This window comes from Pelomonas sp. Root1217 (genome assembly GCF_001425705.1).
Taxonomy (GTDB): domain Bacteria; phylum Pseudomonadota; class Gammaproteobacteria; order Burkholderiales; family Burkholderiaceae_C; genus Pelomonas.
On record NZ_LMDC01000001.1, the window covers coordinates 1,143,289 to 1,161,825 of the forward strand.

Consider the following 18,537-nt stretch of genomic DNA (forward strand, 5'->3'; position numbering starts at 1 on the left):
GGCGCTTTGCCGCTCATGAACGCGGTTTGACGGCATTCAGACCCGGAATGGGTTGCACCAGTGGCAATGCCGGAGCGACTGGGATAGGAAGTGGCGTCCAGGCGGCTTTGCGGCTGTAAATAGCAACCGCACCCTGGATCCGGGGGCTGGCGTAGCTGCAGGCCTCATCGAAACTCCTCGCGACGGAGCCACGCCAGGGAGGGAATAGATGGCTATCGATTTCGCGCTGCAGCGGCCCTGTACGGCCCGGCGGTATACGCCAGAGGTCAGACTGCGATCCATGGTCAGGCACCGCGGCGTTGCGGAATTCGCGAGCGCCCAGTTCCGCGAGAAGTTTCCGCATGCCGACAACGAGACGCTGACCAGCAAATGCACGGTCGAGATTGCCGTCAAGAGCCCGGACGGGACGGCCAAGCAGACACAGGTGACGGTCGGCCAGCTGCTGGACATGATTGCGCCGCTCAGCGAGCTGGATGGCGAATGCAGAGGCTGCCCGGCCAATCTGTCGGGCCGGGCCTTCGGCTGCATCGGCAAGGTGAACTACCCCATCCGCAAGGAGGCCGAGGACTGGCTGCTCGCGCGCCTGCCCGACGATGCCAAGGACGCCAACCTGGTCCTGCTTCTCAAATACCTCGCCGACCTCGGCATCGACGGCGCCCCGGTCGAGACGCAACGCTCGCGCTCGCGCATGTTCGAACGCAAGGAGGCCGCCGTCAGGAAATGGGGCGGTTGGCTGGGGCCCAAGATGCAGATCACGTCCAGCCAACTGCTGCATCTGCTGGCCTTCAGTGAATCCATCGGCCCCGAGCAGGCCCAGCTCTACAGCCGGCTGCTCGACCTGGCCAAGCTGGGCTCGGAGCCGGGGGAGATATCCGACGCGGTGGCGCAGTTCCGGGTCTTCCTGCGGGCGGTCAATCTGGCGGGAAGATTGAATGCGAATTTGGCGGTCGAGGCCTAGGCGAAAGCACGCTGTTCCATCAGCTCTGGTCCCTCTGGCTACGATCCTTGATCCTCTGCGACTTCACAAACAAGAATGTCCGGCTTCATTGCGCTTGTGCCGCTCCTGCTCGTCCCGTTGCTGTACGCGGTTCTCGTCAAACTTGCAGCTCGCCTCTTGCGCCGCATGCAACTGAGTTGGAAGCACGCCCTCTTGTTCGGCCTTATCGCGCTCGTTGTCGGAGCAATTGGCACTGTTGCAAATCAAAGCACGGGGCGGGTCTTGCCAGCGCTCGTGGCAGGCTTGCTCGGCGTTGCCATCCAGTTGGTGGTTGGCGGCTGGTATCTGGGGCCGCGAGCACGAACCGCCTCAGGAGAGCTGATCGGCTTCGGTCGCGGCGCGCTTCTTTCGCTTGTCGCGTTCGGCATCGTGTTTGCCATTGGTATCGCGGCGGCCTTCCTGCTGCCTGTTGGCAAACAGCCATAGGTTGCCGACAAGGGCGCCAGCGGATCAAGTCGTTGCCTCCAGATTCGATGAAGCCTCACGTGGCGTGAAGGTCAAGCGCCGCGCCATCGCGAGGCGTGGTGTCGCGATGCGGGGCGCTCAGGCCCAGACCTGGGGCGAATACCGATTGAAGACGCCGTTTGACCGTGAAGTTCTTGGCATTTCGAGCTGGCATGGGGTTTGCACTATGGCTTGTGCCGAGGCGACTGGCCTCGGGAAACCTAAGGAGTACCTCACCATGAAGACCTGGACGAATCTGCGACCCCTCACCCTGTCGGCCGCTCTGCTCGCAACCATGACGCTGATCGCGCCCGCGAGTGCCCAGGAACCCACCGTGCCCGCCATGACCGGCCGCGCCATGCTGCGCGACGCACGAGGCGAATTTCTGCTGGACGATGGCCGCACGCTGAAGGTCCATGTCGGCGTGCGCAGTCTGGGCGTCAGCCTCGACGAGAGCCCGCTGGAGACCTGGCGCGCCGAGAACACCGAGCTGCTCGTCAGCCCCGACGGCATGCGTCGCGTGCGCCTGTTCCGCAACGTCGACGGCAGCGTCGATCGCATCGCGTTCGAGACCGACCGGATGCGCTGAGACGGCAAGTTATCCCGAGGCCGGCGCGCGCGCGGCGCCCCCCGGCCTCGGCGGCATTTCACGGCCATTCAGCGACGAGGCTGACCGTCCATCCACGCGGCGCGGATCTCGCGCCCGCAGTTCACCGAAGCCACCGCCGGCTTGTCGCTGGGGTCGTCGCCCAGGGCGCCACGGCGCTGCTCGCGAGCGACGATGCCGTAGAAGCGCTGGTAGGCGCTGATCCACGGATAGAAGCCGAAGGCGCCCGGGCTGCTGAAGGCACCGTCACCGACTTGCGGGTCGTCCTCCACCCAGTGGCCGAGGCTGTAGTGCCAGCTCTCCGTCGCAGGGATGGGCGTCTTCACGGCATCGCTCGGGCAGACCTGTGGGTTGGTGCAGACGGCCTCCTTGCCCAGCAAGCGGCCGAGTTGCAGCTGGCCGCCCAGCAGGGCGCGCAGCAGGCGGCTGTAGTCGGCCGCGCTGGTCTGGCCGCCGCCGGCCGGCATGGCCTGGCTGTAGCTGAAGGACCAGTCCGTGCCGAGCGTGGGTGCGAGCGACTGCCGCACCGCGAGGGCCAGACCATCCGGACCCAGCGAGCCCAGGGCCATCAGGATGGCGTGCTGCTGCATGTGGCCGCCGTTGTAGTCGAAGCGGTTTTCGGTGGCCGGATTGAGGCGGCCGCGGCCGTTGATGAGGCTTTGCTGGCAGGCCGCCACGCTCTGGTTCTGGCGGCACACGTGGTAGTAGGTGTAGCCGGACTGGAAGTGCAGGAACCTGATGTCCTCGGCACTGAGCTGGCCCTGGCGGCGCTCGGCCACAAAGGCGGCGTAGACCCATTTGGAGGCAGACGCGATGGCCATCTCGGTGTGGCGCTCCGGGCCGTTTTCGCCGGACTTGCCGCCGGCCAGCGGCTGGGTGGCGTTGCCGATCTCCCAATAGAAGGGCTGGGCGGCCACGCAGGCCGCAGACTTCTCGGCCGTCAACCGTGCGGCGCCGGCGCGCTGCAGTGGCGTTGGTTCGGCTTGAGCAATGAGCGGGGCGGCAATCAGCAGGGTGAGCAGGGTGAAGGCGGCGTGGCGCATGGCGATCTCCGTTTGAGGTGGGGCCATGCTGCCCAGCCGTGGCCGCGCAAAGGTTGCCGCGCGGGTTGCAGTGCTTGCAGGGCCTGACGGCGGGCGCGGCTTGCAACGGTTTGTCATTGTTTTCCGGCAAGGTGGGGCGCGGGCTTCTCCCTAACATCCCCCCATGAGTCGCATCCTGATCGCCGACGACGAGGCCGAGCTGCGCGGCCTGCTGCAGCGCTATCTGACCGAGCAAGGCCACAGCGTGCGCGCCGTGCCCGATGCCGCCGCCGCCGCGCAACTGCTGGCGCGTGAGCGCTTCGACGTGCTGGTGCTGGATTTGATGATGCCGGGCGAGGACGGCTTGTCGCTGTGCCGCCGCTTGCGCGGCCAGGGCGAGACCATCCCCATCCTGATGCTGACGGCGCGCGGTGACCTCGTCGACCGTGTGCTGGGCCTGGAGATGGGCGCCGACGACTACCTGGCCAAGCCATTCGCACCACGTGAGCTGCTGGCGCGCATCCAGGCGATGGTGCGTCGCCAGCAGCAGCTCGGTGCCCACCTCGGCCCTGCGGGCGAGGAAGCGGTGCGCTTCGGCGACTTCACCCTCTATCCCACGCAACGCCGGCTGGAGCGCGCTGGCGCGGCGGTGGAGATCAGCACCGTCGAGTTCCAGCTGCTGCGTGCGCTGGCCAGCCAGCCGAACCGACCGCTGGGACGCGAGAAGCTGCTGGCGATGGCGCATGGCGACGAGCATGGCGTCAGCGACCGCAGCCTGGACGTGCAGGTCATGCGGCTGCGCCGCCTCGTCGAGGCCGACCCGAGCGCGCCGCGCCATATCCAGACGGTGTGGGGTCTCGGTTATGTGTTCATCCTGGAACCGGACGCCCGATGAAGTTCGGCCTGTCCACGCTGTTCGGCCGCAACCTGTGGCTCATCGTCTGCCTGATCGTGCTCGGTCAGCTGGTCAATGCGCTGGCCTATGCGCAGTTCGTCGCCCGGCCGCGCCTGCAGCAGTCGGCCGAGGCGACCGCGCGCAGCCTGCAGGCCGTCGCCGAAGGCATGCGCCTGCTACCCGAGGCCGAGCGAGCCGGCTTCGTGGATCGCTTCAATGCGCGCGCCGCCTCGGGCCAGCAGCAGCGCCTGCTCGAGCGACCGACCTGGGTGGAGCGCGGCTTCCTGGCCGAGCTGGCGACGCAGCTGGGCCTGGAGCGCGGCGAGCTGCCGTGGCGGCGCGAAGCCAACGGCCTCATCGCGGTGCAACTGCCTGGCGCGCCGGCCTGGCTGGTGCTGCCTGCCGTGCAGCCGGCTCACCATTTCGCGCGCACCTGGCTGATCGCCAGCGGCGTCAGCGCCGTGCTGGCCTTGGTCGGCGCCTGGTTGATCCAGCGCCGCATCAACCGGCCCCTGCAGCGCCTGGTCGATGCGGCCAAGGCAGTCGGTGCCGGCCAGCGCCGCTTGCTGCTGCCCACCGATGGCCCGGCCGAGACGGCGGCCCTGGCGCGTGGCTTCAACGACATGGCCGAGGCACTGGCGCGCGATGAGGAAGAACGCTTGCTGATGCTGGCCGGCTTGTCGCATGACCTGCGCACGCCGCTGGCAAAGATTCGCCTCGCTAGCGAATTGCTGCGTGGTTCTTTCGATCGGGCGGGCCAGGGTGACAAGGACTTGCTCGACACGCTGGACCGCAGCCTGCACGGCCTGGACGGCCTGCTGACCCAGTTCCTCGACTACGCACGCGCCGCCCACCCGGCCGAGCAGGAGCTACCCGCCGCCGACATCGAGCTGCGCCAGTTCCTGGCCGAGACGCTGGCGCTGGCACCGGGCCTGCCGCAACCGGTGCTGGCCGAGGGGCCGGCAGTGCACCGGCGCGCACGGCCGCAGGCGCTCCGCCGGCTCGTGCTCAACCTCATCGTCAATGCGCAGAACCATGGCGCGCCGCCCATCGAGCTGGCTTGCGGCGATGACGCCGGCGGAGCCTGGATCGAGGTGCGGGACCGCGGCCCGGGCATCGCGCCGGACCGTGTCGACGACCTCAAGCGCCCCTTCCACCGTGGCGACGTGGCCCGCGGCGGCAAGCCGGGCTCGGGCCTGGGCCTGGCCATCGTCGAGCGCATTGCGCGCGCCGACGGCGCCGAATTGAGGCTGACGCCGCGCGATGGTGGCGGCCTCATTGCCCGTGTCAGCTGGTCTGGATCGTGACGAAGCAGTCTTCGAGCGGCCGCCAGTGCTGAGTTCAGCTCGCGTTGATCGTCACCGTCACGGTGCCCGTGCTGGTCTGGCCGAAGTTGTCCTTCAGCGTGATGACGAGGTTGGTGCGGCCGGCTACCGGGTTGGCCCAGTTCAGGGCGAGGCCGCTACTGGTGGCTGAGAAACTCATGCCGCTGGCGGCGCCGCTGATGCTGATGCTCAACGAGCTCGCGCCCGGCGCCGAGTAGCCGATCGTGGCGGCGAGGGCTTTGCCGGCCGCGCCGCTCAGGCTGGTGGTCGTCAGCGTGGGGCCGCTGCTGGTCGTCGGCGTGGCGGTCGAGGCCGTGACGCTGGCGCCGCTGAGGCTGCTCAGCAGGGCGCTGACGTTGGGCGTGCCCCAGCCGGTGGGCGTGTCATAGCCGGTCTTTGCGGCGCAGGTCGTGCATGTGCCGTTGCTGCCGCTGGCCACGTCCTTGAAGGCGGCGGCGTATTGCGTCGGCACGGCACCGATCTGCTGGTAGAGGGCGGCATGAGGCTGGCCGAGCACGGTCTTGGCAGATGCCACGCGCATCGCATTGGCCACAGCCAGCAGGCCGGCCCATTGCGGCGTCGCCAGGCTGGTGCCGCCGGCGCTGACCCAGCGCGTCGTCGTCGTGCCCGGTGCGATCAGCGCCACGTACTGGCCGGAGTTGGGGTCGGCATTGAAGGCGACGTCGGCGACGGCGCGCCTGGCATAGCCGCCAATGGTGCCGCCCTGGTAACTGGGCAGCGCCACATAGGCGCTGGTGCCGCCGCCGGTGCCGGTCCAGGTGGTTTCGCTGCGCGCACCGCTGCTGTAGCTCAACGTGGTGCCGCCGACGGCGACGACGCGGGTCGACACCGAAGGCCAGGACACGGCGGCGCCGTTGTCGCCGGTGGCGGCAAGATAGCTCATGCCGGCCGTGGCGAAGGCGCTGTCATAGCTCGACGTCCAACTGCCCTCGGCGGCGCCGAAGCTCATGGACACGACGCCGGCGCCCATCTTGTTGGCAAGCGCGACGGCCTTGGACAGGCTGCCGACGCCGGCATCCGGCGCTTCGATGAGGACGAGGCGAGCCAGCGGTGCGGTCGCATGGGCCCATTGCACGTCCAGCGCAATCTCGGTGGCCCAGCCGCTGTCATAGGCGGGAGCGGTGGCGGTCAGGGCGCCGGCGGTCGTGCTGTAGGCGATGACCAGCTCGCAACTGGACGCGGAGGCTTTGGCTAGGGGCAGGCTGGCGTTGGCGGCCAGGGTGCGCGAGCTGCAGGTCGGCAGCGCGAACTTGGCGTTGAAGGCCGCCAGTTCGGCAGCGATGTTGGGGTCGTGCCTGGCGTTGACGATGTAGATGGTCTGGCCGGCGCCGAGCTGGGCGGCCTGGGCTGCGGTCAGGCCGGCGGTGCTGGCGGGCAGGGCCGGCTGAGCGTAGGCGGCGCGGATCTGTGCCGGCGTATAGGTCGTCACTGCAGTGGACGTCGCCATCGGAGCGGCTTCGCCCGCACCCGCCGCGAAAGCGCGCGGGCGCAGAGCGTCGTCCAGGCGGTCGCGCGTCAGGCCTTGGGTGGCGATGCCGGCCAGGGCGTGGCTGCGGTGGGGTGCGGCACCGTTGTCGGGTTCCTCGAGATCGACGGCGGCGGTGTGAAAGCTGGGCTGGGCGGCGACATGGGTCGCGGCAGTGCTACCTTCCTCAAGGTCCACGCTCAGCTTGATGACCGAGCTTGCCTCGCTGACCTGGACGGTCGGGCTGTCGCCAGCGCCGCCTCCGCATGCGGTCAACGCCGCGGCGGTCAGCAGGCTGAGGGTCCAGGTGAGTTGGCGGGGACTGCGCATGGCCGGGTTCTCGTACGAAGGAGGGCCACGCCGATCAAGACCTACCGGTCCTGGCGGCCCCGCTGCCGTGGCGCTTGCGTGCTGCAAGTGCGGTAGGCCGGTGGCTTTGCGTCCCCGCCTTTCGACGGGTTTGCCCTCTGGGTTGTGAAACAGGTTCAGTCTAGGCGCCGGGGTGCCGACATGCAGGGGCCGTCAGGGGCACTGCGTGACTTCTGACTCGGCGGACGGCGCGGGCTTTCGATGCTGCCAGTCTGCGTTTCGTGAGTTACTGCCGTGTGGTTGCTTTGTGTCACGCGGGACACAAAGCTCAGGCGGGCTGCGGTGGGTGCAGCGGGATCCAGACCGTGAAGCGCGTGCCGACGCCGGGTTCGGAATCCACTTCGATGCGGCCGCCGTGCTTTTGCACAATGGAGAATGAAAGGGACAGGCCCAGGCCCGTCCCCTGGCCGACGGGTTTGGTCGTGAAGAAGGGCTCGAAGATGCGCCGCTTGACCTCCTCGCTCATGCCGCTGCCCGTGTCTGCGATCTCGATGCGAACCCAGCCATCCTCGGCGCGCGTGGTCAGCGTGATCGTGCCGCGCTCCTTGATGGCATGGGCCGCGTTGACGATCAAGTTCATGAAGACCTGGTTGAGCTGTGCGGCGATGCAGTGCACGGGGGGTAGCACGGCATAGTCCTTGCGAACCTCGGCCTTGTACTTGACCTCGTTCATGACGACGTTGAGCGTCGAGTCCAGCCCGGCGTTGAGGTCGGCGTCCTGCCAATCGGCATGGTCGACGCGTGAAAAGTCCTTGAGGTCCTGCACGATCTTCTTGACCCGCGACAACCCCTCCTCGCTCTCATCGAGCAACTGGGGCAGGTCCTCCTCCACAAAGCTCAGGTCGACGGCGGCATCCACCCTGTCCAGCTCTTCTCGCACATCGCCCGGCAGCGCGTCGGCCGGCGTCTTCTTCAGCAGCGCGAGCAACGCGAAGACGGGTTGGACATAGCCGCGCAGCGAGCCGAGGTTGGAACTGACAAAGCCGATCGGGTTGTTGATTTCGTGGGCGACACCGGCGGCGAGCTGGCCGATGGAGGCCATCTTCTCGGACTGCAGCAGCTGGTTCTGGGCTTCTTCCAGCCGCATGTTGGTCTGCTTCATGCGCTCGTAGTTCAGCTCCAGCTCCTGCTGCACGCGGCGCACCTCGGTGCGGTCCTGGAGCAGCCACCAAGTGCCGGCCTCGGGATCCGCGGGATCGGCGGCATAGGCAATGATCTGCACCCACAGCGGGTTGCCGGCCAGCGTGCACAGCTCGGTCTCGTGCAGCATCGAGCCGCCCTGGGACAGGACCGGCCGGGCCACCCAGGTCAGGGCTTCGTAGTCGGCATCGCTCTTGAAGAGCCGGCGCGTCGGTAGGCCGTGGGGCGCCACGTCACCCAGTTCGAACATCTCGATGAACTTCTTGTTGCCGCGCTGGATCTGTTGGTTGGCGGTCGAGATGATGCCCACCGACGCGTTCTCAAGAAAGGCCTCGAGTTCGTGGTGGGTGCTCAGCAATTCGGCCGTTCGGTCGGCGATCATGTTCTCGAGTTCGTTGCGATGGCGGCGCAGCTCGTCCTCGGCCTGACGTCGTCGCGTGATGTCCTGCAGTGTCTCGATGGCGCCGACGACCTCGCCGTGGGCGTCGAACAGCGGCGCGGCCGTGAAGTAGAGCCAGCGCCCCTCCCGGCCGAAATTGGGGAAGTAGCCCTCGACCTCGTAAGCGTTGGCGATATGCAGCGACGGTTGGCAGTGCCGGCCGTACAAGCGCTCGCGCTCCTGCTCGACATTGCCGTTCAGGATCAGGTCGGCCAGCAGCGGCCTGGCTTCGGGGTAGAAGGCGCGCCAGCTGTCATCGCGGCCCAGCATCTCGGAAGCTTCGCGGCCGGTGAGCTGGGCGCAGGACGCGTTCCAGTGCGTGACGCGGTGGGACTTGTCTATGACGAACGTGGCCACCGGGTTGTTCTCGAGGATCTGGTAGAGCACGCGGCCGATGTCCAGCAGGCTGGTCTGCACGTGGCGGATGTCGCTGAGGTCCTGCCCGGTCAGCACCGCACAGGGTTGGCCGTCGAGCATGACGCGATGCGCTTTGACTTCCAGCACGCGCAGCGAGCCGCTGCCCGTCAGCGCCTCGATCTCGATCGCGGGCAGCTCGCCTTCCTCGGCCAGCGCCCGCTGGCCATAGCGCTGCAACTCATCGGCGAACTCAGGCGCTGCCCAACCGTGCGGCGGCATCTGCTGCAGCGCCTCCAGCCCATAGCCCAGCAAGCGTTCCATCGCCGCGTTGGCGAACAGGATGCGGTCCGATCCATGCACCAGGACCGACGCACTGACGGCCTGCAGCGCGAGGCTGAAGTCGACCGTCAGTGCGGTCACCACTTCACCTCTTCATCCGGGTCCTCCAGGATGAACGAGCCGTCGCTGCCCCATTTCACATGGGTGATGCCCGGTTCGAGCCGCTCCAGGCGGCGCAGCTCCGCCTCTTGGGCGGTGAGCACGCCCATCTGCTGGCGCACCTGGTCAGCCAGGCGCTGGTTCTCCATCGTCAGTTCGCGGATGCGCAACACCTGGCGCACGGCGCTGAGCAGGTCGAAGTCGGCCCAGGGCTTGGAGATGAAACGGGCGATCTCGGCCTCGTTGATGGCCGCCACCAGCGCGTTCAGGTCGGCATAGCCGGACAGGATGATGCGCCCGCAGTCGGGCTGCACCTGACGCAGCTCGCGCAGGAATTCCACGCCGGTCATGCCCGGCATGCGCTGATCGGAGATGGCCAGCGCGAAAGCGCACTCGCGCGCCCGCGCCAGAGCCACGGTCGCGTCGGTGAAGCTTTCGACGTCATAGCGCGCGCCGCCGGTGTCCTTCAGCCCGTTGCGCAGCAGGCGCTGCAGCGCGCTGAGGACGTGAGGCTCGTCATCGACGAGCAGGATGCGTTCGCTCACGTCGCACCTCCTTCAGGCAGCTTCACGAAGACATGCAGCTTCGCACCCTCGCGGCCGGCGAATTCGCGCAGCTGCCTGACGACCCGGGTGTCGAAGACGAAACCTGCCGCCAGCAGCAACGTGCCCTGGGGCGACAACAGGTCGCGAGACAGCACCATGCCCGGCATCACTTCGTGAGGCTGCAGCTCTCGGTCACGCGGCTTCTCGGAGGGCTCGTCCTTGAGCGCCAGCTCGAAGGCCTCGACGACAGCCTTCTCATAGCGCGTGCCGGCGCCACCAAGGATCAGCGAATGCGCCTCGGCCGCCGAATGGCGCTTCAGCGACAGCCGGCCGGACTGCGCGGCGTAGTAGTCGCAGGCCACGCTCACCACCTGTGCACCGAGCGGCACCTCCTCGCCGCTCAGCGCATCGGGGTAGCCCTTGCCGTCGATGCGTTCGTGGTGCGACCGCACCAGGCGTGCCACGCGCTGCAGCCGCCCCAGCGGCAGCAGCGCTGCCTCGCCATTGAGAGGGTAGCGACGGTACAAGGCGAGCTCGTCGCTGGACATGGCCGAGAGTGGCTTGCGCAGCATCGTGTCCGGAAGGCCGATCTTGCCGACCTCATGCAGCAGGCCGGTGATGTAGATGTCCTCCTCCGCCGCTGCGCCCAGGTTGAGCCGCCGCGCCGTGCGGCGAGCCAGGTCGGCCACCTCGCGTGAATAGCCCGCCATGCCACCGCCACGCAGCTCGATCAGACCCGAGAACACGTTGATCGACAGCAGGAAGTTTTCCTGCAACTGCGCGAACGAGGTCTCCAGCATGGCGTTGACCTGTTCCAGCTCGCTGGTCCGCGCCTTGACGCGCGCCGCCAAGTCGGTGTTCAAGGCCTGCAATTCGTCGTTCTGCCTTTGAGTCAGCAGTTGCAGCGCGCGGTTTTCCTTCTCCAGCCGGCGGCGCTCCAGGCCGTCCTGTACGCACATCAGCAGCTCGCGGTCATCCCAGGGCTTGGCGATGTAGCGGTGGATCTGGCCGCGGTTGATGGCTGCGACGGTCGAGCCGATGTCGGCATAACCCGTCAACAGGATGCGCCCGACGGTTGGCCAGCGCTGGTGGACCTGTTCGAGCAGCGCCGCGCCGTCCATCTCCGGCATGCGCATGTCGGACACGACGAGATCGACAGGCTCGGTCTCCAGCATGGCCAGCCCGGCCTTGGCGCTCTCGGCCAGCAACACCCGGTAACCCTGGGGCCGGAACAGTCGCCGCAGCGCACTGAGGATCGACACCTCGTCATCGACGAACAGCACGACCGGAGGGTCGGCAACTTTTGCATCCATCAAATCGCTCCCGCTGGCGGATGCGCCGCGCCATCGCCGTCCGTGGCGAGCGCGCCAGGGACGACCGCCGCTTTATTGGGAGTTTAGGCAGGTCGGCCCGGCGATGCTTGACAAGTTGTTCGCAAAATGTGGCGGCCGTCGCGGTCTCGGCAGGTCAGGCGGGTGCAATCTCCACGGCGACACCGCTGAGCACCGCATTGCCGCTCAAAGGGTCCCGTGCCGTGTCGTCCAACAGTTCGTTCATGTTGACGCCCGGCCGCTCGCGCGCCACGCCAAGCTGCACGCCGTCCAGGTCATGCCCCCAGCCATGCGGCAGGCTCACCACGCCGGGGCTCATGTCGGCGCTGCGCTCAACGCGCGCGATCAGCTCACCGACCGCGCTCTTGATCCGGGCAAACTCGGCCAGGCCCAGGCGATCCGCGTCACCCGGGTTGACCAGCAGCGTGCAGCGGTCCGGCCCCTTGGCCAGCACCGGCAGGTTGTGCATCCAGCTGTTGCCCGAGCGCGTGTCGCGCCGGCCGATGAGGCTGAACTCGGGCGCTGCCTCGGTCTTCACTTCCGCCAGGTCCGCCAGCACCGACGGCGGCGCGAGTTCGATCCTGCCGCTGGGCGTGCGCAGGATCTCGGGGATGCGGGCGGTCAGCGCACCGAGGTCGATGCCACCGCCTTCGACGGTGCTTGCCGCCTTGACCTTGGCCAGGTTGATGCCATCGGGCTTGCGGCCGAACTGATCGCCATAGGGGCCGACGCGCAGCTGCAGGTCGATGAGGCGCTCGGGGCCGCGCCACGGCTGCAGCGCGGCCAGCACGGCGGGCGTGTTGTCGCCGGCAAAGCGCTTCACGTCGGCCTCGATGGCCTCGTCGTCGAGCTGGGCCACGTCGACATCCAGACCGCGGCCCTCGAGCAGAGCGCACAGGCGCAGGATGGTCTGCCACTCCTGCGGCGTGCCGGGCGCGGCGTCGAACACCGGGCCGGAGAAGCGCGCATGGTTGCGGTGGCTCAGCTGCGGGAAGGCGACGTCGTAGTGCAGGTCCTCCAGCGGCGACAGCCCCGGCAGGATGACGTCGGCATGGCGGCTGGTCTCGTTGACATAGATGTCCATGCTGAGCATGAAGTCCAGCTTGTCCAGCGCCTTGGCGATGCGCGGGCCGCCGGGGGCCGACAGCACCGGGTTGCTGGCGATGCTGATGAGGGCCTTGATCTGGCCCGCGCCGGCGGTCTCCATCTCCTCGGCCATCACGGTGATCGGCAGTTCGCCGAACACCTCGGGCGCGCCGGACACGCGGCTGTGGCGCCGGCCGGTCGTGATGCCCTTGCCGCTGCCAGGCTTGCCCTGGGTGTTGGGCGCGAAGGCGGCGGCCTTGGCGAACATCGCGCCGCCCTCGCGGTCGAGGTTGCCGGTCAGCGCGTTGATGAGGTCGACCAGCCAGGAGTTGACCGTGCCGAAGCGCGTCGTGCAGGTGCCGATACGGCCATAGACGGCGGCGCGCGGCGCGCTGGCGATCTCGCGGGCAATGCGACGCTGGACCTCGGCCGGGATGCCGCAGCCGGCGGCCGTGACTTCGGGTCCGAAGGGCAGCACGGCGGCGCGGGCTTCTTCCAGGCCGTTGACGTGGTCGGCCAGGCGGCCGAGCTTGACGAGGTTCTCGTCGAACAGCGTGTGGGCGATGCCAGCCAGCAGCAGCGCGTCGCCGCCCGGGCGGATGGCCAGATGCTCGTCGGCTGCCGCCGCCGTCTCGCTGCGGCGCGGGTCCACCACGACGATGCGGCCACCGCGTGCGCGCATCGCCTTGGCCTTGCCGCGGTAGTCGGGCACCGTCCACAGGCTGCCGTTGCTGATCATCGGGTTGCCGCCCAGGATGAGCAGGTAGTCGCAGCGCTCGATGTCGGGCAGCGGGATGGACAGCCAGTGGCCGAACATCAGGCCGGCGCTGAGCTGCTTGGGCATCTGGTCCAGTGTCGATGCGCTGAAGGCGTTGCGGGTGCCCAGGGCGCGCACGAGGCGTGGCGTGTAGGCCAGCAGGCTCACCTTGTGCGCGGCCGGGTTGCCGATGGTCAGGGCCACCGAGTCGGGGCCATGCGCACGCCAGATGGGCAGCAGGCGCTTCTCGATCTCGGCAAAGGCCTCGTCCCAGCTGGCCGGCACGAACTTGCCGTCGCGCTTGATCAGCGGCGTGTGCAGGCGGTCGGGGTCCTCGTGCAGGTCCTTCAGGCTGACGCCCTTGGGGCAGAGGTAGCCATGGCTGAAGACGTCGTTGTCGGCGCCGCGGATGCTGATGACCTTGGCGCCCTCGGTCTTCACTTCCAGGCCGCAGCAGGCCTCGCACAGCGGGCAGATGCGGTAATGGCTTTCGGGCATGGCACGTCTCCTGATCGATCTTTCGAACGATTGTGCGGCGCTGAGCAGAGGTCGCGCGTCAACCGGGCGACATGACCCGAGAGGTCATTGACTTCGCTTCACGACACCGGCCAGACGATCTTGCACCCGTCACTGCACCGCAGTGTCCAGACGCCGGCGTCGACCCCGGCCCGCAGTTCCCGGATGTCCGGGTGCCCGCATGATCGCGGGGTGTCTATGGCGGTGACGCCGACCCAGACGTCACGGCCGCTGGCCTTGGCGACGTACAGGCATTGGTCGGCCAGTGCCACGGTGTCGTTCCAGTCCGCCGGCGCCGCGCCCTGGGCATCCGGTTGCAGGGGGTGGCAGGCGTAGCCGATGGAGCAGGTCTTGCGCAGCACCTGGCCGTCGTCCAGCACGAAGTTGTGGGCGGCGATGCTGGCGCGCAGCCGCTCGGCCAGCACGTGGATCTCGCCAGCGTTGGCCTGGCGGGCGAAGACGAGGAACTCCTCGCCACCCCAGCGCACGAGGGTGTCGGACTCGCGCAGCTGCCGTTGCAGCACGGTGGCGCATTGCCTGAGCACCGCGTCGCCGGCCGCGTGGCCGTGCACGTCGTTGACGGCCTTGAAGTGGTCGACGTCGATCATCATGAAGACGACGTCGGCGTTGGCCGGTGCGTCACCCGCGTTGGCGCGCAGGCGCCGTGCCTGCGCCAGGTCATCCTGCACGCTGCTGACGAGGTGGCGGCGGTTGCGCAGGCCGGTCAGGGGGTCCGAGAACGCCATGTCGCGCATCGCCTGGTAGGCCCGCTTGACGTGATGGCGGCTGACGGCCGCGACGACGGCCGCCGCCAGCCCGGCCACGGCGGCCAGGGCCAGCAGCCAGTGGAAGCGTTGCTGATACTGCTGCTCATGCTCCAGCGCTTGGATCTGACGCTGGCGCTTGTCGGCCTCATAGGCGGCCTGCGCCTGGGCGATGCGCTTGTGGTCGGCGGCCTTGCGCACCTCGTCGCTCAGGCGCTTGAACTGCATCGCCGCCTCGAAGGCTTGCGGGTAGTCGTGGGCGAAGGCCAGCTCCTCGGCCAGCAGGCCCTGGACGTCAGCCGCGTTGGCGGCCATGCCGGGTGTGGCGGTGAAGACGGCGATGGCCTTGCGTATCCAATCGAGGCCGCCGGGCCGCCCCAGCCGGTTCAGGGCAATGCCCTTGTTGACCCAGCAAATCCACAGCGACTCCTTATCACCGCTGCGCTCCACCAGGGGCATGGCCTCCTCGGCATAGCTCAGCGCGGCGCGGTAGTCCTTCTTCTGCAGGGCGACGTCGGCCAGGTTGGTCGCTGCGACGGCGAGGTTGTAGTTCCTCAATTCGTCCCGCGCGGTGGCCCGGGCCTTGAGCAGCGCTTCATGCTGTTCGTCGGGGCGCCCGAGCAGGCCGAGAAAATAACCCTTGCGCAGGTAGTAGCTGGACAGGGCGGAGCGATCCCCTGCGGCCTCCGAGACGTCGATGGCCCGTTGCACCGTGCGCAACGCTTCGTCGACGCGACCGGAACGCGAATGCACGAGGGCCATGTAAGTCAGCGCCTGCGCGAACTCGTAGACGGCGTCGTGGCGCTCATCGAGGATGCGCAAGGCCTGCGTCAACAGCTCCGTGGCCTCGGGCAGCCGGCCGACGCCAAACGTGGCGATGCCGGCAAGCCGCCAGATGTCCGCCGCGATCAGTCGCGCGTCGGCATTCGCTGCGTCCCTCGCCAGCGCTGGCAGCTTGGGCGCGATGCTCTGGTAGCGCTTGAGCACGTCGTCGTGGCGGTGCGCATCCACCAGCGCCATCATCTCCAACCGGTCGAAATGCAGCCGTTCCTGCTCGTCGCGAGCTTCCCGCCGGCCGATGCCGGCTTGGGCGACGGCCTCCTCCGTCCGGTCCAGGCGGTCCAGGTCGCGCACCAGGCGCGTACGCAGCCAGCGGCGATCCTCGGGCGCCAACCCGGCTGCTGCGAGCGCCTGCTGGGCCCATGCGATTGAAGCGACGGGCCGCCGGCGGTCGTCCGAGGCGATCCTGGCCTTCAGCTCGGCGATGTCCAGGGCGGGAGTCTGGGCGCCGGGCGCGGAGGCCGCACTTGCCGCCGCAGCCGCCTGAGCCCGGCCGGCGACCGGCATGCCGAAGGCTGCGCAGCCGGCCAACAGGGCGGCCGCCAGCCGCGCAGCGGGTCGCATGGCAGTCCTTCCGATGCGAGACCGGTCCGTTCGAATATATCTTTGCGCCATAGCCCGCGAATGCGCACCCTCGATGCCGGGGCGGCTCCGCTGGCCAAGTCTATGGCGGTCTCCGCTGCCGCGCACCGCTGCCGTTGCCTTTGGAAAAACGGATGCGTGCAGCTTTCCTCGCTCGGGGTGCTCCTGAGCTACCAGTTGCCGATGCTCGGGTTCACATAGCTGAACTCGTTGGGCACGCCGGCATCGAAGTTGGTGTACGAGAAGGACATGCTCATCTCCAGCGATGACACCTGGTGCCACCAGCCCAGCGGCAGGAAGAGGGTGTCGCCCGGCTCCAGCACCGTCTCCAGCACGACGGCCTCGCGCAGCCGCGGGTAGCGGGCGTAGTCGGGGGCATCCAGGTCGATGGGGCTGTAGACGCCCATGCGGTTGTAGAGCGCCGGCGTCTGCAACGGCGACACGAAGCGCCAGCGTTTGCGGCCGACCACCTGGGTGTGGAAGAGCATCAGCGTGTCGTGATGCAGCGGCGTGCGCGTGCCCGCCGGGCCGAACCAGAAGGAGGCGGCCGTGTGCAGCAGCGCCGGATCGCAGATGGGCGGCATGCGGCCGATGTCCTGCAGCAGCGGCATGAACTCGGGCCGGCGCAGCATCTCGTCGTTGGCCGTCAGGTAATGGTCGTTGGTGGCGCCGCCGCTGACGACGAGATCGACGAACTGCGACACCTTCATGCGCTGTCGCAGCTTTTCCTTGTTCTGCTCGAACAGGGTGTCGGTGTTGCGGCCCATCTGCACGTCGACCTCCAGATGGCCGAAGCGCTCGCTGAGGTCGGCCGGTGACCAACGGCGCATGGCCGGCCAGTCCTCGGCGATGTCCGTCAGCACGACGGGCCGACAGCCGTAGACATAGCGTGCCAGAAACTCCTCGCGGCCCACGCCGCGGCGCTTCTCGACAACCGCGTAATTGGGGTCCTGCTGCCAGACTTTCTGCAGATTGCCGCAGACCGACTCCAGCTTGCGCAGCATCTGTTGGTGGCGGCGAGCGGCGATGAAGACCGGGTCCTGATCGATCTGTCCGATGGCGGCGGCGCTGGTTTCCGTGTCCTGGCCGGCGGTGACCATGGTGTCCAGCATGGAGGCCGGCGCGCAGTCCCAGAGCCTGTTCTCGGCCAGCCATAGCAGCCAGTCGGGCGTCAGGTCGAGCAGGGCGGCCGGGCGAGGCCGGGGCGGTGGCTTGATCGGGGATAGCGTCATGGCGGCAATGGGAAAAGCTGGCCAGCGAGCGGCATTGTGGGGCCGTTGAAACTGCAATGGCCGGGCAGGTTAGGGGACCGCCCGCGCTGTCCTCGCGATGCGCCGCCACGCACTGTCCGCTGCCGGATTCATGGCTTCAACCAGCGCTGCAGTTGTTCCAGCACGGCGGCGTCGGTCTGCAGACCCAGATGGCCCAGACCGGTGAAGAGGGCGGTGTCGGCGAAGGCGAGCCGGCGCGCTGGCGAGCGGTGCTGGCCCAGCGCACTGGCCACCGGCACCAGGCCATCGCCGAGCCATCGAGCGGGTGAGCCACTGGCGGATTTGGACGTGGTAGCCGCCACGGCGTAGCAGGCCACGCCCTCGGGCAGCGGTAGCACGCTGGCCTTGCCGGCATCGGCCTCGAGCAGGCTGGCATGGCGCAGGTCGCGGATACCGGCGCTGCGCCGCGCGGCCAGCAGGGACAGCGGACGCGAGTAGGCGCTGATGTTGAGCAATTGCTGCACCTGCTGGCCGCCGCGTTCCAGCGGCGCGCCCTGATGCGGCGTACCGAGCGTGACGAGGGTTTGCAGCCGCTTGGGCCAGCGCCGCCGCCCGGCCTGGGCAATGGCGCTGCGCGCCACCAGGCCGCCCATGCTGTGGCCGAGCAGCGTCAGCGGGCCGGGTACGTCGTCCAGCAGCTTGGACAGCTCGGCGCCATTGCGCCAGATGGGTCGGCCGCTGTTGTAGCGCAGGCCCAGTGGCTGGTAGCCGAGTGCCGCGAGCGCGGTCGGGAAGTCGGCACCGTCGCGCCGCCACTGCGTTTCGTTCATGCACAGGCCGTGCAGCATGACGATGGCTGGTCCCGTTGCGTCGTCCACCAGCGGGCGCAGGCTCATCGTCGTGACCAGCGGGTTGGCCGTGTCTTCGAGGTAGTCGCCCAGCACGCCGTTCAACGCGGCCTGCACGGCGTTCGCGCGGTCGGCCTCGGCCTGGCCGAGCAGCGGTGTCAAGGCGCCGAGGGCCAGGTCCAAGCCGCCGCCCACCAGCTTCGTCACGCCGCGAACGCTGCGGTAGACGAGGCCGGTGATGCCGGAGGTGCGCTCGCGTTTTTTCGTCAGTGGCAGCCGGGAGATTTCGGCATGCATGGCCTCGACGAGGTTGGTGACGCCGGTGGTGGCGTCAACGGCGAGGCGGCTGGCGCCGCGGAGCTGCTGGGGGCTGGGCATGAGTGGATCATGCCGCTGTTGTTGTGTTTGGAGGCTTTTGCGTAGAGCCTGTCTGCTCGGTGCATTGCCGGGAGTCCCGCCCGGCAGCGGGGTAACTTTCTTCTGCGGGGCCAGAAGAAAGTCACCAAAGAAGAGGCCCTGAACCGCANTCGGTGCATTG

Annotated in this window: 14 protein-coding genes and 1 riboswitch; of the genes, 5 read left to right on the forward strand and 9 right to left on the reverse strand. The window is 68.3% G+C overall.

All coding sequences use genetic code 11. From position 1 onward, the window contains the following. Window positions 1-280: 280 nt before the first annotated feature. The 3 genes from ASC95_RS05230 (at window position 281) to ASC95_RS05240 (ending at window position 2,030) form a co-directional block, all read left to right on the forward strand. A complete protein-coding gene (locus tag ASC95_RS05230) occupies window positions 281-958 on the forward strand; it encodes a hypothetical protein (RefSeq protein WP_057296667.1) in 678 nt (225 codons plus the stop codon). 75 nt (window positions 959-1,033) lie between these two features. After that, window positions 1,034-1,423: a hypothetical protein gene (locus ASC95_RS05235; protein ID WP_057296668.1), complete on the forward strand. Its 390-nt coding sequence runs from the start codon at window positions 1,034-1,036 to the stop codon at window positions 1,421-1,423. A gap of 256 nt (window positions 1,424-1,679) precedes the next feature. After that, window positions 1,680-2,030: a hypothetical protein gene (locus tag ASC95_RS05240; RefSeq protein WP_056194526.1), complete on the forward strand. Its 351-nt coding sequence runs from the start codon at window positions 1,680-1,682 to the stop codon at window positions 2,028-2,030. A gap of 68 nt (window positions 2,031-2,098) precedes the next feature. On the opposite strand, the gene ASC95_RS05245 is transcribed toward ASC95_RS05240, so the two are convergent. Next, complete coding sequence (locus tag ASC95_RS05245) at window positions 2,099-3,118, reverse strand: hypothetical protein (protein ID WP_235537694.1); 1,020 nt, start codon at window positions 3,116-3,118, stop codon at window positions 2,099-2,101. 136 nt (window positions 3,119-3,254) lie between these two features. Between ASC95_RS05245 and ASC95_RS05250 the strand changes: the two genes are divergently transcribed. Then, window positions 3,255-3,965, forward strand: coding sequence for a response regulator (locus ASC95_RS05250; protein ID WP_057296670.1), 711 nt, complete (start codon window positions 3,255-3,257; stop codon window positions 3,963-3,965). After that, window positions 3,962-5,272: an ATP-binding protein gene (locus ASC95_RS05255; protein WP_057296671.1), complete on the forward strand. Its 1,311-nt coding sequence runs from the start codon at window positions 3,962-3,964 to the stop codon at window positions 5,270-5,272. Before ASC95_RS05250 ends, ASC95_RS05255 begins: the two co-directional genes overlap by 4 nt. A 34-nt stretch (window positions 5,273-5,306) precedes the next feature. Here the strand turns inward: ASC95_RS05255 and ASC95_RS05260 are convergent, their stop codons facing one another. The 8 genes from ASC95_RS05260 to ASC95_RS05295 form a co-directional block, all read right to left on the reverse strand. Continuing rightward, window positions 5,307-7,106, reverse strand: coding sequence for a S53 family peptidase (locus tag ASC95_RS05260; protein ID WP_057296672.1), 1,800 nt, complete (start codon window positions 7,104-7,106; stop codon window positions 5,307-5,309). A 49-nt stretch (window positions 7,107-7,155) separates the two neighbouring features. Further along, a riboswitch (cyclic di-GMP riboswitch) is annotated at window positions 7,156-7,251 on the reverse strand. Window positions 7,252-7,413: 162 nt separating this feature from the next. Continuing rightward, window positions 7,414-9,501, reverse strand: coding sequence for an ATP-binding protein (locus ASC95_RS05265; protein ID WP_162250719.1), 2,088 nt, complete (start codon window positions 9,499-9,501; stop codon window positions 7,414-7,416). Further along, a complete protein-coding gene (locus ASC95_RS05270; protein ID WP_057296674.1) occupies window positions 9,498-10,064 on the reverse strand; it encodes a response regulator in 567 nt (188 codons plus the stop codon). Before ASC95_RS05270 ends, ASC95_RS05265 begins: the two co-directional genes overlap by 4 nt. Beyond that, window positions 10,061-11,377, reverse strand: coding sequence for an HD domain-containing phosphohydrolase (locus tag ASC95_RS05275; RefSeq protein ID WP_057296675.1), 1,317 nt, complete (start codon window positions 11,375-11,377; stop codon window positions 10,061-10,063). Before ASC95_RS05275 ends, ASC95_RS05270 begins: the two co-directional genes overlap by 4 nt. Window positions 11,378-11,531: 154 nt before the next feature. Next, complete coding sequence (locus ASC95_RS05280) at window positions 11,532-13,736, reverse strand: molybdopterin-dependent oxidoreductase (protein ID WP_057296676.1); 2,205 nt, start codon at window positions 13,734-13,736, stop codon at window positions 11,532-11,534. 98 nt (window positions 13,737-13,834) lie between these two features. Beyond that, window positions 13,835-15,922 carry a tetratricopeptide repeat-containing diguanylate cyclase gene (locus ASC95_RS05285; RefSeq protein WP_057296677.1) on the reverse strand — a complete coding sequence of 696 codons (2,088 nt, stop codon included), beginning with the start codon at window positions 15,920-15,922 and terminating at the stop codon, window positions 13,835-13,837. 188 nt (window positions 15,923-16,110) lie between these two features. Beyond that, window positions 16,111-17,172 (reverse strand): cupin-like domain-containing protein, encoded by a 1,062-nt coding sequence (locus ASC95_RS05290; protein WP_057296678.1) that lies wholly within the window; start codon window positions 17,170-17,172, stop codon window positions 16,111-16,113. A 128-nt stretch (window positions 17,173-17,300) separates the two neighbouring features. Next, the gene (locus ASC95_RS05295; protein WP_057296679.1) at window positions 17,301-18,377 is read right to left on the reverse strand and encodes a hypothetical protein; all 1,077 of its coding nucleotides are present in this window, start codon (window positions 18,375-18,377) and stop codon (window positions 17,301-17,303) included. Window positions 18,378-18,537: the final 160 nt, after the last annotated feature.

Coding starts and splice junctions, on each gene's coding strand:
- ASC95_RS05230 (WP_057296667.1), top strand. CDS start 281: ATGGTCAGGCACCGCGGCGTTGCGGAATTCGCGAGCGCCCAGTTCCGC.
- ASC95_RS05235 (WP_057296668.1), top strand. CDS start 1,034: ATGTCCGGCTTCATTGCGCTTGTGCCGCTCCTGCTCGTCCCGTTGCTG.
- ASC95_RS05240 (WP_056194526.1), top strand. CDS start 1,680: ATGAAGACCTGGACGAATCTGCGACCCCTCACCCTGTCGGCCGCTCTG.
- ASC95_RS05245 (WP_235537694.1), bottom strand. CDS start 3,118: ATGGCCCCACCTCAAACGGAGATCGCCATGCGCCACGCCGCCTTCACC.
- ASC95_RS05250 (WP_057296670.1), top strand. CDS start 3,255: ATGAGTCGCATCCTGATCGCCGACGACGAGGCCGAGCTGCGCGGCCTG.
- ASC95_RS05255 (WP_057296671.1), top strand. CDS start 3,962: ATGAAGTTCGGCCTGTCCACGCTGTTCGGCCGCAACCTGTGGCTCATC.
- ASC95_RS05260 (WP_057296672.1), bottom strand. CDS start 7,106: ATGCGCAGTCCCCGCCAACTCACCTGGACCCTCAGCCTGCTGACCGCC.
- ASC95_RS05275 (WP_057296675.1), bottom strand. CDS start 11,377: ATGGATGCAAAAGTTGCCGACCCTCCGGTCGTGCTGTTCGTCGATGAC.
- ASC95_RS05280 (WP_057296676.1), bottom strand. CDS start 13,736: ATGCCCGAAAGCCATTACCGCATCTGCCCGCTGTGCGAGGCCTGCTGC.
- ASC95_RS05285 (WP_057296677.1), bottom strand. CDS start 15,922: ATGCGACCCGCTGCGCGGCTGGCGGCCGCCCTGTTGGCCGGCTGCGCA.
- ASC95_RS05290 (WP_057296678.1), bottom strand. CDS start 17,172: ATGACGCTATCCCCGATCAAGCCACCGCCCCGGCCTCGCCCGGCCGCC.
- ASC95_RS05295 (WP_057296679.1), bottom strand. CDS start 18,377: ATGCCCAGCCCCCAGCAGCTCCGCGGCGCCAGCCGCCTCGCCGTTGAC.